Annotated in this window: 14 protein-coding genes and 3 tRNA genes; 5 read left to right on the top strand and 12 right to left on the bottom strand. The window is 39.3% G+C overall.

The features are described 5' to 3' along the window. Window positions 1-27 precede the first annotated feature (27 nt). From B7E04_RS09025 to B7E04_RS08990, 8 genes are read right to left on the bottom strand one after another with little or no spacing between them, the layout of a single operon-like run. Window positions 28-732 (bottom strand): methyltransferase domain-containing protein, encoded by a 705-nt coding sequence (locus B7E04_RS09025; RefSeq protein ID WP_080778347.1) that lies wholly within the window; start codon window positions 730-732, stop codon window positions 28-30. A 3-nt stretch (window positions 733-735) separates the two neighbouring features. Next, window positions 736-1,494 (bottom strand): SDR family NAD(P)-dependent oxidoreductase, encoded by a 759-nt coding sequence (locus B7E04_RS09020; protein WP_080778346.1) that lies wholly within the window; start codon window positions 1,492-1,494, stop codon window positions 736-738. A gap of 2 nt (window positions 1,495-1,496) precedes the next feature. Then, window positions 1,497-2,441, bottom strand: coding sequence for a hypothetical protein (locus B7E04_RS09015; RefSeq protein WP_080778345.1), 945 nt, complete (start codon window positions 2,439-2,441; stop codon window positions 1,497-1,499). 11 nt (window positions 2,442-2,452) lie between these two features. Then, complete coding sequence (locus B7E04_RS09010; RefSeq protein WP_080778344.1) at window positions 2,453-3,514, bottom strand: class I SAM-dependent methyltransferase; 1,062 nt, start codon at window positions 3,512-3,514, stop codon at window positions 2,453-2,455. Further along, entirely contained in the window at window positions 3,507-4,769 is a 1,263-nt protein-coding gene (locus B7E04_RS09005) for a glycosyltransferase (protein ID WP_165439423.1), read from the bottom strand. The genes B7E04_RS09010 and B7E04_RS09005 overlap by 8 nt, the downstream gene beginning before the upstream one ends. A gap of 5 nt (window positions 4,770-4,774) precedes the next feature. Continuing rightward, window positions 4,775-5,761, bottom strand: coding sequence for a beta-ketoacyl synthase chain length factor (locus tag B7E04_RS09000; protein ID WP_080778342.1), 987 nt, complete (start codon window positions 5,759-5,761; stop codon window positions 4,775-4,777). After that, entirely contained in the window at window positions 5,761-6,942 is a 1,182-nt protein-coding gene (locus B7E04_RS08995; RefSeq protein WP_080778341.1) for a beta-ketoacyl-[acyl-carrier-protein] synthase family protein, read from the bottom strand. The genes B7E04_RS09000 and B7E04_RS08995 overlap by 1 nt, the downstream gene beginning before the upstream one ends. Before the next feature lie 30 nt (window positions 6,943-6,972). Further along, window positions 6,973-8,169: a lysophospholipid acyltransferase family protein gene (locus B7E04_RS08990; protein WP_139785368.1), complete on the bottom strand. Its 1,197-nt coding sequence runs from the start codon at window positions 8,167-8,169 to the stop codon at window positions 6,973-6,975. A gap of 437 nt (window positions 8,170-8,606) precedes the next feature. Between B7E04_RS08990 and B7E04_RS08985 the strand changes: the two genes are divergently transcribed. Both B7E04_RS08985 and B7E04_RS08980 read left to right on the top strand, forming a co-directional pair. Beyond that, entirely contained in the window at window positions 8,607-9,401 is a 795-nt protein-coding gene (locus B7E04_RS08985; protein ID WP_080778339.1) for an FkbM family methyltransferase, read from the top strand. Window positions 9,402-9,409: 8 nt separating this feature from the next. Next, window positions 9,410-10,888 carry a lipopolysaccharide biosynthesis protein gene (locus tag B7E04_RS08980; protein WP_080778338.1) on the top strand — a complete coding sequence of 493 codons (1,479 nt, stop codon included), beginning with the start codon at window positions 9,410-9,412 and terminating at the stop codon, window positions 10,886-10,888. A 301-nt stretch (window positions 10,889-11,189) separates the two neighbouring features. Here B7E04_RS08980 and B7E04_RS08975 read toward each other — a convergent pair whose 3' ends face one another. The 4 genes from B7E04_RS08975 to B7E04_RS08960 all read right to left on the bottom strand — a co-directional run bounded on the left by B7E04_RS08975 (window position 11,190) and on the right by B7E04_RS08960 (window position 15,877). Further along, complete coding sequence (locus B7E04_RS08975; protein ID WP_080778337.1) at window positions 11,190-12,242, bottom strand: glycosyltransferase family protein; 1,053 nt, start codon at window positions 12,240-12,242, stop codon at window positions 11,190-11,192. A gap of 181 nt (window positions 12,243-12,423) precedes the next feature. Beyond that, window positions 12,424-13,278, bottom strand: a complete 855-nt coding sequence (locus B7E04_RS08970) for a glycosyltransferase family 2 protein (protein ID WP_080778336.1) — start codon at window positions 13,276-13,278, stop codon at window positions 12,424-12,426. Window positions 13,279-13,379: 101 nt separating this feature from the next. Further along, the gene (gene aspA, locus B7E04_RS08965) at window positions 13,380-14,780 is read right to left on the bottom strand and encodes an aspartate ammonia-lyase (RefSeq protein ID WP_080778335.1); all 1,401 of its coding nucleotides are present in this window, start codon (window positions 14,778-14,780) and stop codon (window positions 13,380-13,382) included. A 71-nt stretch (window positions 14,781-14,851) separates the two neighbouring features. Then, on the bottom strand, window positions 14,852-15,877 hold the full coding sequence (locus B7E04_RS08960; RefSeq protein ID WP_080778334.1) for an N-acetylmuramoyl-L-alanine amidase: 1,026 nt from the start codon (window positions 15,875-15,877) through the stop codon (window positions 14,852-14,854). Window positions 15,878-16,012: 135 nt separating this feature from the next. Here B7E04_RS08960 and B7E04_RS08955 point away from each other — a divergent pair. From B7E04_RS08955 to B7E04_RS08945, 3 genes are all read left to right on the top strand, one after another. Further along, a tRNA-Ser gene (locus tag B7E04_RS08955) sits at window positions 16,013-16,097 on the top strand. Window positions 16,098-16,127: 30 nt separating this feature from the next. After that, window positions 16,128-16,202: transfer RNA gene (locus B7E04_RS08950), tRNA-Pro, on the top strand. Window positions 16,203-16,234: 32 nt separating this feature from the next. After that, window positions 16,235-16,308: transfer RNA gene (locus B7E04_RS08945), tRNA-Arg, on the top strand. Window positions 16,309-16,324 lie beyond the last annotated feature (16 nt).

Raw genomic sequence — 16,324 nt, 5'->3', positions numbered from 1 at the left:
TGATGGTAAACGGATATTTATCTGATGTTATTTTTCATTAAGTATTCTGTATTGAAGGAAGAGTTCAGGGTGTACAAGGTTCAGGATTTCTTTCTGTTCCAGACCTTTGAATACATCATTCTTCAGTACCAGAAAACAGTTCTGTTTATACCACCATTTTACGTCCGGGCTGTTCCATATTCTGCTCCTTATCAGATCATAATATTCAAAACCTGCCTGATTGAATTTCTCTCTCCAGTATTCTGTCCATTGTTCATTAACGTGATTAATGCCTCCCTGGTAAGGAATCGCGGCGGAGAAAAGAACGGCATCACTGAGACCGGTCAGAAACTTTACCAGCGCATCCGCAGAATCCGGGCTGAGGTGTTCCGCCACTTCCAGGCATATCGCAAGGTCATATTTTCTGCCGATTTCGGGATAAGCTTTATCAAGGTCTGTACGAAGCAGCTTATCTTCGGGAATCATGATTTTATCCAATGGAAGGTGATCTCCATCGATTCCGAGCACATCATCCACACCCTGGTCTATAAGTACGGAAAGCCAGGATCCCAGGCCGCATCCTATATCTACGGCACTCCTGATATCTACGGTTTCCCTGACGATTTCCAGAACAGCCTTTGGTGATCTGATATCTCTGTGCAGGTATTCGGAATGAAGATAAACTTCAGACTGTTCCGAATATTTATTAAACAGTTTATGTAATATTCTGAGACGGGTTTCTATATCTTTCATAGTTTACTGGTATATATATCCTCCTGATACTTCAATATTCTCACCGGTGATCCATCCCGAGCCTTCCCCGGTCAGAAACATGATCAATCCTGTAATATCTTCCGGAATTCCGGTTCTTTTTACGGCATAATTCTTAATGTACATTTCACTGATGATCTTTTCGCTTACGCCCATTTTTTTATTGTCGATGGCAAGAACTCCGGGAATGATGTTGTTGACGGTAATTCCTCTTTTTCCAAAGTCCGGAACCATTGCTTTTGATGCATTTTGAAGCGCTGCCTTCGACGCTCCGTAACCGATCATTTTCTTGTAGGGTCTTTGAGCGGTTGTGGAAAGGATATTAATGATACGTCCGTTATCATTCATGTATTTCAGACAGTTTTTCATAAGCAGCAGAGGCGCTTTAAAATTAATATTGAATATCCTGTCCAGAAACTCCGTATTAAGCTTGTTAAAATTGTCAAACTCATAAATTCCGGCATTATTGATCAGGTAATCCAGCCCGGAATAGGTCTGCTCACTGAATAACGGGACTATTTTTTCTTCAAAAAAACGATCCAGAAGCGCGTTGTCGGTAAAATCTCCCTGTACGGGATAAACGGCAACCGGATATTGGGCGATTTCTTCCATGAGGGATTTCATCTCATCTTCCGAACGGTTATAATGCAGGATCAGATCAATGCCCTGCCCGGCCATTTCAAGAGCAATATTTCTTCCCAGACCTTTTGCGGCTCCGGTTATTAAAGCAATTTTCTTCAACATCTTTAGTTTAAATGGTTGATAAAATATTTTCCGTCCTTCTCATATACTGGAAAAGGATTATAGGTAACATGGCGAAGCGGAGAATCCTTTACATCCTCAATCTGGTCTGCACTGATCCTCCATAATTTCTGAAATTCACTGCTGTTGACGATGTCAGAAAGTCTGTTCTGATTTACATTTCCAAAACTGTTGGGGTCAAAAATGATATTTTTAATATTTCCTGAATAATCAATGGCTGCCTTCTGGTGATATGTGGTATTGTACATAAGACTTTCACAGTAATACTTCATATCAAGGATCAGCTTGTCAGCTTTAAAACCTCTGCGTTCCAATTCCTGCAGAGAACAATTGGTGAATTTCACAGATGTTCCCTCTTTTTCCATGGGAGCATTGCATACCGTGACAGAATTGATTTTCTGAAACATATGATAAAGGTCCTCTGCTTCTTTTTCACATGTCTCACCATCTTCCCAGAGAATGTCTATAGACTGTACCATATTTTCTTCCCAGATCTCCAGAAGTTCCTGTAATCGGGACAGATTTGAGGTACCTGTCTTTATTCTGAGCTCAAGATGACGGCATCCGCAGTGATCCAGATCTGTAATAACGGGAACGGGATCATAGCTTTCAAAATCTATTTCCATAACCGCAGAGTGGATGGTTCCAGGGAAATGATAGGAAAAATCCAGCTCCGGGAAAGATTCAGGATCATCAACATACCTTCCCATTTTATGATCTATCAGCTTAGCCAGATATTGTTCCAGCAGATCTGGATTATTTTGAAACAAACTGTTTTTTACCTGATTCACATCCATTGTTTTCAGCTTTTCCAGAACTGCAGTGAACGCATTCGGAATATACATCACCCGTGCGTGCTGCAGATCACAGATCGCGGCTTTGTCTTTACCGGATACCACTACATTATGTGAATACAGAAGAAAATACATAGCAGGAAATGTTACTTTATTTTTAAAAGGCTATTACTGCGCCCGATATGGTCATGGATTTCTATGATCTCAAGTCCTGCCTTTTCAACGGCTTCTTTAAAAGTCGGAAAGTCGTACATCTGGCTTCTTCCGTTGGCCATTGCCGTAAAATATAATGAGAACTGCTGCAGAGAAAATGCTCCTGTTTCAAACCGCTGTCGGTCCCAGAATGCGTCCTGCACAAAAATCCGTCCGTTTTCAGCGAGTGCTTTCTTACATTTTTTAAGAATAGACGTAATATCATCTTCGTGAAAACAATCCAGGAACTGGCTCATCCAGATGATATCAAATTTACCTTCGGGTTCGGAATCTTCATTTAAAATATTCAGCGTCTGATAATGTATATTGGACGTGTCCAGACCGGAAGCTGCCATTTCCTTTCGTGCCATCCCGATCTGTCCGGGAAGATCACCAATGGTAAACTGAATGTCCGGCATCTTTTGGATCAGATATCTGCAGAATTTACCCGTGTTGCCTCCCAGATCCAGGATATTGGTGAAGCTTTCTTTGCTGAGGATCTCAAAGGCTGCGTCATAGGAAACATCAGAAAAATAATGATCCAGGTCCAGCCAGCTTTTCTTTACATCAGGAGAAAGCTCGGAAAGGCCATCATAAATAGTATCCCAATCCCCTAACACCTTTAGCCCTTCAGCATTTTTATTTTTAATACTGTCTTCCAGATAAAACATCCCGTTGTAACATACATCATTCACAAAATTGATGTGGATTTGCGCGGCAAGCTGCTTGGAAATAAGGAATACTCCTGTTTTGGTAAGTTTAAATTTTTCATCCTTCTGGTAAACGACTCCGGCGCCCAAAGCAGACTGCAGCAGGACCCGTACCCCGTATTTCCAGACTCCGGTCTCCTGTGAAATTTCATCTATCGTGGTGCCTTCATCACCTGCTTTTTTCAGAACATCCATAATTCCCAGGTTCAGCATGGTTTTTACGGACTGAAATATCATGGGGGCATAGCAGATGAAGGTAGCCTGCCGCTGAGCTTCCAGGGCAGTTAAATTATCGTTGTCAAACATGGTCTTTTATTTTTTTCTCTATTATATTGATGGCAGTTTCCAGGCCGTTGAGCTCTGAAAAAGCTTTTTTCATTTCTTTGGCTTTCTCGTAATAGGCGGGATCGTTCATGATCTTTTTCACCGTTTCGTTGATCACTTCTTTAGAAAGGGTGCTGAACTTTATAAATTCTCCGGCTTTTTTATATTTTATTCTTGCTGCTGTTCCCGGCTGGTCAAAGGAGATCGGAATAACGAGAACAGGGACTCCCTGGCTCAGCGCATCCATCACCGTATTCATTCCCCCGTGGGTAATGCATAATGAAGATTTTTCCAGCACTTTGCGCTGAGGTACATACTCACAGATAATGGTGTCTTCCGGTAATACATCCGTGCTGATCTCTGTGGCTTTGTTTCCCGTAGAAATAAGCAGCTGGGCATGAATATCTGAAAAGCTTTCCCCGATCATTTCAAAAACATCAGACCTCATATTGAGGATAGTTCCTAAAGAAATATAGACCAGAGGATTTCCGTTAAGTCTTTCATACGGAAATCCGATGTCAGCTGCAGGGTCTTCGTCAATAAACGGACCTGTATTGTAAAATATTTCCGGTTTATGTTTTCTCGGATAATCCAGAAATCCAGGCATCTGGGCAATCTGAGCAACAGGTGAAACGGGATAAAGCGTTTTGGTATAGTCATAAGGGGGAATTTGGTATTCCTCTCTTTTTTTGTTTACATAATCAAATAAAGGCTGAAAATCCTTCACAAAATTTTTGAATCCGATCTTATTCCGGATGATCTGCTTTTCATCCTCTCCATATTCCCAATCGAGGAAAAACGGAGGGATTCCTTCTTCCCAGTCCAGATCAAGACCCATGCAGACCGTGATGAAAGGAATATTTTTGTACTCTGCCACACATGCTCCTACAGGATCGCTTTGGTCAACCAGTAAGCAGTCTAAATTTTCATGATCGATGAGTTTGGGAAGGTCTATGAACCACATTTTGAACAGCCCGATCTGCTGTTTCATCCAGAACCGCATCGCCTCTAAGCCATGTTTATGTCCAAGTTCCTTTTGTACAGTTTTTATAGAATCTGAGGGTAAGGATTTTCCTATCCTGCGAAACGTAATTCCAGCATGTTCTATTTTGTCTTTCATGTCAATCTGCTGAAAGAAAACAACGTCATGTCCTCTTTTGATGAGCGCTTTGCCCAATATCAAAAAAGGATTTACATGTCCCAGGGTAGGAGGTGATATGATGCCTATTTTAGCCAATAGTTCTAGTGTTTTGAAAGGATGATGACAGATTTATATTTTCGGTATTCATTTAATATCAGGATGTTGCTGATTTCTTCAGGTTCTTTTTTTCCAAAAATATCAGGAACCGTATTCTTTCGGATTATATTTTCTCCGAGCCACATTGCAAAAGAGATGGAGGTTGGGTATTCTCCTACGAAATCTTTATAGAATAAGGTTATTTCTCCGGGATGTATATCTTCGGACATATCTTTTTTAAGCCCTGAAATAACCAGACTGATATCATCTTTATGAATTCCATTCTTATCCAGAAGTTCTGAAATTTTATCTTTAAACTCTTCGTGACCGATGTTATAAAATGTTGCCACATCAGTTACAGTAACCGTATCCTGACTTTTTCTGCTGACCAGCTTAAAGAATGCGGCTCCTTCTCCGGATACAGCCTGCGATACATTGTCCTGATCCAGAAAATGATCTTTGACAACAGAAAACTGATAATTCACTGAATTTTCATCTGAAGAACCTAAGAGTATTTGCTCTTGCCCTTCCATAAAACTCATTTCCGCATCCAGCAGGGCTGTTTCAAAAGCATTTCCACGGTTGGTATAAGTTATATTATAGGCATGTGTTCCCAGTTCTATAGCCAGATTTCCGGATAAGGTACTGTGAAGAGACTGGATAAATGGATTGGGTGACATATTCACCTCTTCAAGATCAATCATCTGAAGCGTAAATTCTTCAAAATTCCTCAGTCCTCCCAGTGAGGTGCCCACCATGATTCCTTCAATATTTTGCGGGTTTTGGTTTTCCATGCACTTCAGAGCGGCATACATCCCGAATTTCGCACTTCTTGATCCTCTTCTTACAATATGGGTTTTCAGGCACTCATAATAATCAGGCTCAATTACCTTAAAGACATCTCCATCCTGGGTTTTCCGCGTTTCGAAGTCTTTAAAATCGCGGTTTTCAAACGGACCGATACCATAAGAGTTTTCAATATAGAATTTCATCAGCTTAATTTTGAAAAGATTAACGTTGAGCAAAAGCCTCCCATTGCAATGGAATTGTTCATCACATGCCGGATCTCCCCGCCGAAAGCTTCTCCGGTATACGGAAGAATATCTTCTATAGGATGTTGGAAATTATAATTGGCAACAGGTCTGTTCTCCTGAAGTGAAATCACTGAAAATATAGATTCTACCACTCCTGCAGCGGCCAGACAATGTCCGGTTAACGATTTGGTAGAACTGAACACGGGAACTGTTCCGAAGATCTTTTTCATGGAAGCAATCTCTGTACTGTCATTATTTCTGGTTCCTGTTCCGTGTGCATTGATGTAATCTATGTGAGACGGGCTTAGCTCAGCTTCATTTAATGCTTTCGTCATGGATAGCTGAAGTCCTGTAACCTCTTCGGAAGAGGAAGAGGGATGAAATGCATCATTGGCATTCCCATACCCTGCCACTAAAGCATAAGGTTTTTTATTTCTTTTACGGGCAGATTCTTCAGATTCCAAAACCAGAAAACCGGCAGCTTCACCCAAGTTAATACCTCTTCTCTCCCGGTCAAAAGGACGGCAGATGTCTTTATCCAGCAGTAAAAGAGAATTGAAACCGTTGAGTGTAAATTTTGACAAAGCATCAGCCCCTCCTACAATAGCAAGATCACACATCCCGTTTTTGATCAGGCGTGCACCTGCCATAATGGTGTTAAGTGATGATGAACAGGCGGTGTTTACCGAGATATTGAGGTCTGTCTTTAACAGGTCTGCAAGATCTTCCACCGTACTGGCTCCTTCATGATTCTCAAGATATTCTCCTTCAAAATCATTGTGAAAATAATCTTTGTAGATGATTTCTGTTTCCCGCATACCACCTACCGTGGAACCTGATAACAGTGCTGTTTTTCCGGGATACAAACCCGGTTCAATCCCTGCATCTTTCAGAGCTTCTTTTGCTGAAATTACCGAGAGATAGGCAGATCTTGATTTTTTTTTATCATCGGCAGACGCCATCTGCTGCAATGAGTTATCACTGTATTTTACTTCCCCTACAGAAAAATGACTGTTGTGGGTCTGCAAAAACTCAGGGAGGGTTATATAGGTTTTCCCGGAAAACAGATTAGTCCTGTTTTCCTCAAGATTCTTTCCCAATGAAGAGATGATCCCCATTCCGGTTATGACAACATTCATATGATGGTTTAGTTTTTTGGTGTTGGTTGGTTATCGTGAAATAATGATTTTATTCTGTAAGAGATCTTTCAGCAGGCCCGGGGGAACAAATTTTGTCAGATGACGGAGCGTAACTTCAGATTTTTCCAGCGATAAAAGAATCTGCCGGAGCTTGTCTGTGATCTTAAAGCTTACATAATTGCGGATGCAGACAATATAAGATTCATGATGGATGCTGATGATCTCATAATCTTCCCGGTTGAATTTGAGCAGTGATTTTGAGTTGGGTTTATACATAGACTGTCTGGCCCGTTCCAGGAATCTTTCAAAAAAACCTTTTTTGACAGAATTTTCCGGCTGTCTGTAGATCATTTTCTGATGAATGTGAGTCCATTCCTGCCATTGTGCAGGATCTTTCTGCAGGTATGAGCAGAGAACATTCACGGCTTCCTGTATAAAATCCCCGGCATAATTTTCCCTTTCGAAATCCTCCCTGTTTTCAAGATGATGAAATACTGCTTTTATTTTGTGATCTTCAGTTCTTTCAGCAATTACCGGAACCACGGGAACTTTTAATTTTTGAGAAATTTCCATGATTCCTGAAGACAACATCAGTTGCTGGGTGAGAAAATCAATTTTTTTGATCCTTTTATCCTGCTGGTCAATATTGGCCTGAACCCCATCCAGATAGATCAGTACGCTGACTCCCTTCTTCAGGTATTTGTATATTTTAAATATGCTTTCTTTTTCAAACGGATTGATGGAGACCGGCTGGTCTATTCTTTCCCTGTCTGCCACATCGCTTTTATCTTTGGTATCCCAGTTCACCACATCATAACTGTCGATGGTAAGAGATATGACCACGAAATCTATATCCAGCATTTTAAGGATGGCCGGAATCTGTATAAAAGCTCCATAATGAAATGAGCAGAACAGGCTGGTTTTGGGAATATGTTCGCGCTGATGGATACTGATCAGCTCATCTGTAAAAAGCTGATAGTTACACTGGGTGTCCAATTGGTTAATAAGCTGATACAGTACAACATTTTTGAAAAAAGAAGAACTTCTGTCAAAAGCTGAACTGTCCGGCAACAGATGATATTTATTAAGGTTGGTAAAAAACTGATCCGTATCTGTCTTGATGCTTACAAAAGGATTGTCTTTGTAATGAGCCAGCGAATCATCATTTAAAACCTTTTGTTTTAAACTTTCAATGGAATCTGTATAATCTTTGTAATTGGTGATCATAGTCATAATATATCCATATAAAAATTATGGATGACGGTAGTAAATATAAAATTTATTATTAATATAGCAAGTGTATATTTTCACTATTTTTACCCGAATACCCTATAAAATGGACATTCCCTGTATTTGGAATTAATTTAGTTCATAAAAAAATGTAAACAGAAGAAATGCCAGTATCTGAATCTTCCCATGATTGACTATAAAATGAATCATTAAATGGCTTTTTGTGGTTAATTTTTATCTCCCACACAATACACAGATTTCCGCTGATGTAGTAAGTTTAAAATATTACATTAAAGCTTCTATCTTATAAAATTATTTTATTTACAAATATTAGTTTAAAAGCTACAAACTGATAATCAATTGATTATATTTCCTGTTTTTTAACATTAGTTTAACATTTTTGTTTATCTTTGCTTTTCGTCAAACAACCAGGGATGTCTTTATACCAGAAAATTGCAGAAAAGCTACAATATATAAGTCCGAGTTTTTACAAGAAAAGATATTTTAAAAATTTAGCCCATCTTACCAAAGAAAATTTTTCGGAACGGAATGTAGAACCGGAGCTGGTATGGATCAAGGAATATCTTCCGAAAAAAGCTGTAATACTGGACATTGGAGCTAATGTAGGAACTTTTCTCTATCAGTTGGAGAATAAGCTGGATCATGAGCATATTTATGGTTTTGAACCGAACAAAAAACTGTATCGCCGTCTGAAAAGATTGTTTCCAGGAATGAGGATATTCCCCCTGGCGCTTTCTGACGAAAATACAACGGCCGAATTCAAGGTTCCTGTGATTAACGGCAGGCTGATTGCTTCCCGCGGAACTTTAAATACCTCCTACAAAGAAAAAGATGAAGAAAAAAGCTACACCGAAAAGGTAAAAGTGATTAAACTGGATGAATGGGCGGCCATAGAGCATTTCGACAGACTGGATTTTATTAAAATAGATGTGGAAGGCAATGAAATGAAAACATTGTCCGGTGCTGAAAAGATTATCAGGCAGTTCCGTCCCACCCTGATGGTGGAAATGGAGCAAAGACACCACGAAAATCCCATCTGGAACGATATTTCTGAAATTAAAAACTGGGGATACGATGCAAAATACCTTAACCGCAGGAGTTTTGAGCTGGAACTTCTGACGGAAGAGATTCTGATCCAAAACACTAACGATGAAAAAAACAAAACCAGCTATATCAACAACATTATTTTCACGCCAAAAAATCAATAACAGACATTATGAGTGTAGTAGCGAGACAGGGCTTCAAATATTCCATCATAGGTTATATTGGTTTTCTTCTGGGTACCATATCCGCCATTTTTATCTTTCCATCGAATTTTGAATTTTATGGACAGCTCCGCTATATCCTCCCTACCGCAGAAATGCTGGTTCCTGTAGTGGTTTTGGGGATCTCCTACTCCAACGTTAAATTTTTTCACCGGGTGGAAAAGGATGGCAAGAAACAGAATATGCTTTCTCTTTCCTTACTTGTTATTTTTATTAATTTTATCATTTTTATGGGCGTATTTTTCATACTGCCCTATCTTTTTCCAAAATTCACTCATACGGAAGCATGGAAACTTAAGGAAATGGTTCTTCCGCTGATCCTGATTCTTTCTTTCTGTGCCATATTCAATAAATACACGTCTAATTACAAGAGAATTGTAGTGTCTAATATTTTCGACAATCTTTTTCCTAAAATAGCCAATCTTGGAGCTTTCTGCCTATTTGTATATTTTTCTCTGTCCCAGCAAATTGCGTTTGCCTTTTTTTTTGGAATGTTTGCTTTAATGCTTTTCGGATATATCTATTACGCCAACAAGCTGGAAAGGATCAATCTGGATTTCAGTACGGATTACTTCAAAAAAGATAATTTCTGGAAGGAGTTTTTCAACTACAGCTTTTTTGGATTTCTTGGCACGTTTGGGAATTATCTTGCCATCAACAACTTTATGATCGGCGAATTTATGGGAATGGAGGAGGTAGGAATCTATTCCGTTCTGTATGCCCTGATTTCCCTGATTTCTGTTCCACAGCTTGGACTTTTCAATATTTCCGCCCCTATCATCAGTAAAACACTTGCAGAAGGTGATATGGAGGAACTTGACAGGTTTCATAAAAAGACTTCTTTAAGCCTGTATTTTTTAGGGGCCATTTTGTTTGCATGCATTATGGTGGGCTTCCCTTATCTGACTAAATTTATGCCTGAAAACGGGACCATGCTGAGGGAATATGAGCCTGTGGTATGGATCTGGGGCTCCGCAGTTTTAATTGATCTCGCGACAGGATTTAACGGAAATATTATTTCCCTTTCGAAGTATTACCGGTTCAATATCCTGATCATGGTTCTTCTGGCGGGACTTACCATAGGTCTTAATTATTATTTCATTAAAAATACAGATCTGAAACTGATCGGAATTGCCTTATCTACGGCTATTTCACTCACGACTTATAATGTGATTAAAATTGCTTTCAATTATTTTATGTTTAAAGTTTCTCCGCTGACGATAGAAATGATCTTCGTGTCCATCATCTGTACTTTGGCGATTACCGTAGCTATTGTACTTCCCAACTTTAATAATAATTTTATCAATCTGGTTTACAAACCCGTTGTAGTCCTGATTCTCATCTATATCGGAAATTATTTCACTAAAGTATTTCCATTGGAGGATTATCTGAATATAAAATTTATTAAAAGTATTTTTAAATTTAAATAATTTAAATCTGCTTTAATTGCTGCATTCTTTAACTCAAAGGATAAGATTGATACCATTTATTTTTAAGGAAACAAAGATGGAATTAACTCCGTTGATTTGATAAAGGAAATGATTTTATCCCGTCAATACATTTACTGTGGTTACCTTAAGAGTCCCGCTTTAAAAACCTATTTGATTTTCTTAGTGAAACTTAAGCCCTTCATTGTCCTTAACGGTTCAAATTAAGATCCGCACCATCTGCCTGATCTGCGTGATTTTTTTACACGCAAAGATATTTTGATTGTTAGTGAGCATTTTTAAATTACTTTTCGATAGAAATTAAGCCGTTAAGTACAGTTTCCAGTTTTTTCAGAACAGACTTTTTACTGTAGTTTTCCTGGAAATCAAAATGGGCATTTTGAAGCTTTTTACACTGTTCCAGGATATTTTCTTGCTCAGGAACTATAAATTCTAATTTTGAAGGATAGTCTTTAGGGAAAATTGCTGTTTTAGCATACTTAATGGCATCTCCCAGGTTTCCGGTCATTTTGGTAACGCCATACATTTCTTTCCTGCTGAAAAATTCAGTTTCCCGGCGGATCGGACACCATAAAACATCTGCCTGCTGCATTCCTTTTTCAAAATCAAGATGGGAAACCCTGTCCGAAAAATATTGGATTGAGACCCTATCAGGAAGCTGCCGGGCAAGTTTTTCAAGCTTTCCAAGCTCTTTATCTCCGGCTTTCCCCAGAAAAATGAATTCACATTCTTCTTCAGGCTTTAAATTGCGGATGGTTTTAAAAACATGATCATAATCCCTTCTCTTTTGGGAAACCCCTCCCGGAATAACAATCGTAAGCTTCATATTTTCCGGTTTCTCAAAGCTTTTACTGTAAAACAAAGGCAGAAACTTCAATTTCCGTGAAGAAAGCTCTTCATCCAGAACCAATAAATTTTTAGCGTTTCTGTAAACCTTGGAAGTATAAAACAATCCTTCTTTCCACCAAAGCTTCAATCTGTAAATCAGATCACCTTTGAAAACACTTGCCATTAAAGCACTTTTTGAAGCACTTGAAAAATTGATATTATGAACAATAACCGCAGTATTATATTTCTGAACCAAAGCATGAAACGTGTTAAAATACCGGTGAACAGTCCCGATAATAATCAGATCATATTTCTTTAATTTCAGCTGCTCCAAAATCATGGAACTGTCGGATAAAAATACCATTTCCCCACTGTGCTCTACCAGATCTCCTATTTTTTTTGAAAAATAATAATCCACACTGAATTCACTGGAATCCTTCATAATATCTACGAAAGCCTGTGCAATTTCTGCATGGGTGTCTATTTCTATGTAGGCGATTTTTTTCAAAGGGTTTAGGGTTTAGGGTTTAGGGTTTAGGGTTTAGGGTTTAGGGTTTAGGGTTTAGGGTTTAGGGTTTAGGGTTTAGGGTTTAGCAAAGGTAAAACCTCTGTTTGAATGCGGAACTTTTTTTGATAAAATTTACGATAAGTTTTTTGCAAATTTGCCTTTTCGCTTTTTCGCCGATATACTACATCTTCAGCCATTTCTTCTTCAGCATTTTCCATCTTTTATGATTAATGCTTTTCTGTTCCTCTTTTGATATTTTCAGCTCCAATTTATTTGTTTTGCAGGATTCATAAGCGCTGATGATTTTAAAGAAAAAAGGTACAGATCCAGCTTTTGCAGCTTCTTTTGAAGAGGCGATATAGGCCATCATCCTGTTCAGTCCCAGAAAGTAAAAATACCGGCCATAATAATCTGCAGGTCGTATCGTGTAGTCTGCACCTTTCACCTTGATCAGTTTCACATGCAGTTCAGGGATTACAACTTCTTTCCAGCCCAGATTTTCCAATAGAATGGAATCAATATTATCCCAACCTAATGTTTCCCTTAAACCTCCAATCTGTTCAAAACATGCTTTGCGATAGGCCTTCAAAGGTCCACGCACATGATGCTTATTTGAATTTCCCTCATACACCCAGCTTCCTTCTTTTTCTACATACAGCAAGCCGCCAACAAGCCCGTATTCAGGATTAGCGATAAAGGCCCGCTCTATTGTCTCCAGATAATTTTCGGGAAGGATAATGTCTGCATCAAACTTACAGATGATATCAAACTCATCCGTATTCTGGGTTTGCAGTCCGCTTTTAAATGCATGAACCACTTTAGAACCCGGCTGATGGGCAGATTTTTCAAGATCTAAGGTTTCAAAACGGGGATCTGCCTCTGTATATTTCGTGATCACTTCTGATGTTCTGTCTGTAGAACCGTCATTAACAACCACAGCTTTAAAATTTTTAAAGCGCTGCTGTTGCAAAGAATCGAGGGTGAACGGAAGATTTTCTTCTTCGTTATGGGCAGGAATGATGATTAAAAACCTCACGGATTTATTTATGAGTGATGAGTAATAGGTGATGAAAATGACAAGTGATGAATTTTTGAAATATATGATTATTCATCACTTGTCATTTATCATTAAGAATTTTATTTATTGTGCGGTTTCAGCATGTTTTTAGGATCCAGGATTTCATCCAGCTTTTCCTGGGAAAGAACTCCTTTCTCCAAAACGAGATTGTACACGCTGTTCCCGGTTTCGAGAGCTTCTTTTGCAATCTCCGTCGACTTTTTATAACCAATGTATGGGTTAAGCGCCGTTACAATACCGATGCTGTGTTTTACCATATTCAGGCAGATCTCTTTATTCGCTGTAATACCGGTCACACACTTATCGCGAAGGGTATCCAGTGCATTGCAAAGGAAATTGATATTTTCCATAATGGCGTGGGAAAGTACGGGCTCCATTACATTAAGCTGTAACTGCCCTGCTTCTGCCGCAAATGTTACGGTAAGATCGTTTCCGAATACTTTAAAACAAACCTGATTCACCACTTCCGGAATCACAGGATTTACTTTTCCGGGCATAATAGACGATCCCGGCTGCATCGGAGGAAGATTGATTTCGAACAATCCAGCTCTTGGACCTGAAGAAAGCAGTCTTAAATCATTACAGATTTTTGAAAGCTTTACGGCAAGACGTTTTGTAGCGGAAGAGTAAATTACATAAGAACCTGTATCCGGCGTTGCTTCTACAAGATCCGGTGCTGAAACAACAGGAAAGCCTGTAATCTGGGCCAGATTTTTAGCACAAAGTGCAGCATAACCAACCGGAGCATTGAGTCCTGTACCGATGGCAGTTGCCCCCATATTAACCTCTACAAAAAGGTTCGCATTATTATTTAATTTGGAAATATCTTCTTCCAGAGTCGCTGCATAAGCTTCAAATTCCTGTCCCAAAGTCATTGGAACAGCGTCCTGAAGCTGGGTACGCCCCATTTTGATCACATCATGAAATTCTTTTCCTTTGGCACGGAAAGCTTCCACAATTTTCTCAAGTTTCTCAACAAGTCCGATATTCATGTGCAGCAATCCCATTTTGATCGCTGTAGGATAGGCATCGTTGGTGGACTGGGAAAGGTTGATATGGTCGTTCGGTGAACAGAATTCATATTCCCCTTTATTTTTCCCCAGTTTTTCTAAAACAATATTGGCGATTACTTCGTTCGCATTCATATTGATTGACGTTCCGGCGCCACCTTGGATCATATCTACAGGAAACTGTTCGTGGTATTTTCCGTCTGCAATCTCATCACAGGCTTCTGCTATTTTGAAATAAAGATTTTCTTCAAGCAGACCTAACTCATAATTGGTTTTTGCGGCAGCTTTTTTTACAAAAGCCAGACCTTTGATAAAATCCGGATAGGATGACAAAAGCTGTCCTGAGATCTTGAAGTTATTGATCGCTCTCTGCGTCTGAACCCCGTAATATGCATCTGCAGGCACATTGAGTTCGCCCAGCAGATCGCTTTCTTTTCTGAAATTTTCCATTACAGATAATTTAACTGTTTTTTGATTTTTTAAATATAGCAAAAACGCATCGTTCCGATGCGTTTTAGAAGTTATTTCGCCGGATATTTCTGGTTTAAAGACTGTAAAATCGCCCATGTTTCTGCATCCATAATTCCATCGTAATTCTGCGGACGGAAATGATACTGTAAAGCTTCGATGGTTCTTTTTGTGGCATCATCCCATTTCCCGCTCAGATCCATATAATACCCGAATTTCTGTAAAGCAGTCTGAACAAGGAAGATGAATGACGGATCGTTATATTTTAACGGAACTTCTTCCTGTGCTACAGCAAGAAAATTCTGTTTTGACGTTTCGTCATACCACATTCCAATCTGGTACTGATCATACAGTTTTTTCCATGGAAACATAGGTCCCGGATCCTGCTTTCTTGTCGGTGCAATATCTGAATGAGCCAGCACATTGGTAGCCGGAATCTGATATCTGCTGATAATATCTTTAGCCAGAGCAGCCACTTTTTTCACCTGGTCATCACTGAAAGACGCAAAAATTTTCTTCCCCGTGGCATCCGATGTATAGCCTGTATTAACAATTTCAATTCCTATGGAAGTATCGTTAAGGTTTTTATCATTTCTCCAGTTACTTACTCCTGCATGATAAGAACGTTTGTTTTCATCAACCAGCTGGTAAATTTCATTATCTCCGGTATTATTTACCAGGTAATGAGCACTTACCCCTTGTTGGGTAAGGACGGCAATAGATTTATCGTCCGGGAGAGCCGTATAATGCAAGATCAGATAACGCTGTCTGAAATTTTGTCCTACAGCGGGGAAATAGGTCTTAACTACTTTATATCCGGCCGGTTTTGCAGAGACGATGGAACCATAGCTTATAGTGTTATCATTTTTCGTAGCATCAGCTATATTGGTTGTAAAAAATTCTACGCCACGCTCATTTGTAATTTTAGGTTTCGGAGTCTCAGCTGTTGTGGTTTTAACTGCCGTTTTTGCCTGTGATACCGGGGCTTTCGGCTTGTACGTACTTTTTTTTACATTTTGCTGGGGAGTACATGAAAAAACAAGTGTACTTAATCCGATGATATATAATGTCTTACGCATTCGTTTATTTTTTTAATCATTTATTCCCTCAAAAATACGCAAATTTTTCTTGAATTTTATTTGGTAAATAAAGAAATCTGTTCTATATTTGCACTCGCAATAACGGAACAACGATCATTAAAAAATAAGAGAAAAGGAGGGTTGCCAGAGTGGTTAATGGAGCAGTTTGCTAAACTGTCGACGCGAAAGTGTCGCAAGGGTTCGAATCCCTTACCCTCCGCTATTTTTTCTTATCCTATCATATACACTTCGGGGCGTAGCGTAGTCCGGTCATCGCGCCTGGTTTGGGACCAGGAGGTCGCAGGTTCGAATCCTGCCGCCCCGACTGTTTTATTAATTTTTTCAAAATTACTTAATGGGTGCGTAGCTCAGCTGGATAGAGCATCTGCCTTCTAAGCAGACGGTCAAAGGTTCGAATCCTTTCGCGCTCACTTATAAAAGACTTTA

Source organism: Chryseobacterium phocaeense, from assembly GCF_900169075.1.
GTDB classification, from domain to species: domain Bacteria; phylum Bacteroidota; class Bacteroidia; order Flavobacteriales; family Weeksellaceae; genus Chryseobacterium; species Chryseobacterium phocaeense.
Note: the sequence above shows the minus strand (reverse complement) of the source record. Positions and strands in the feature narration are given on the sequence as shown.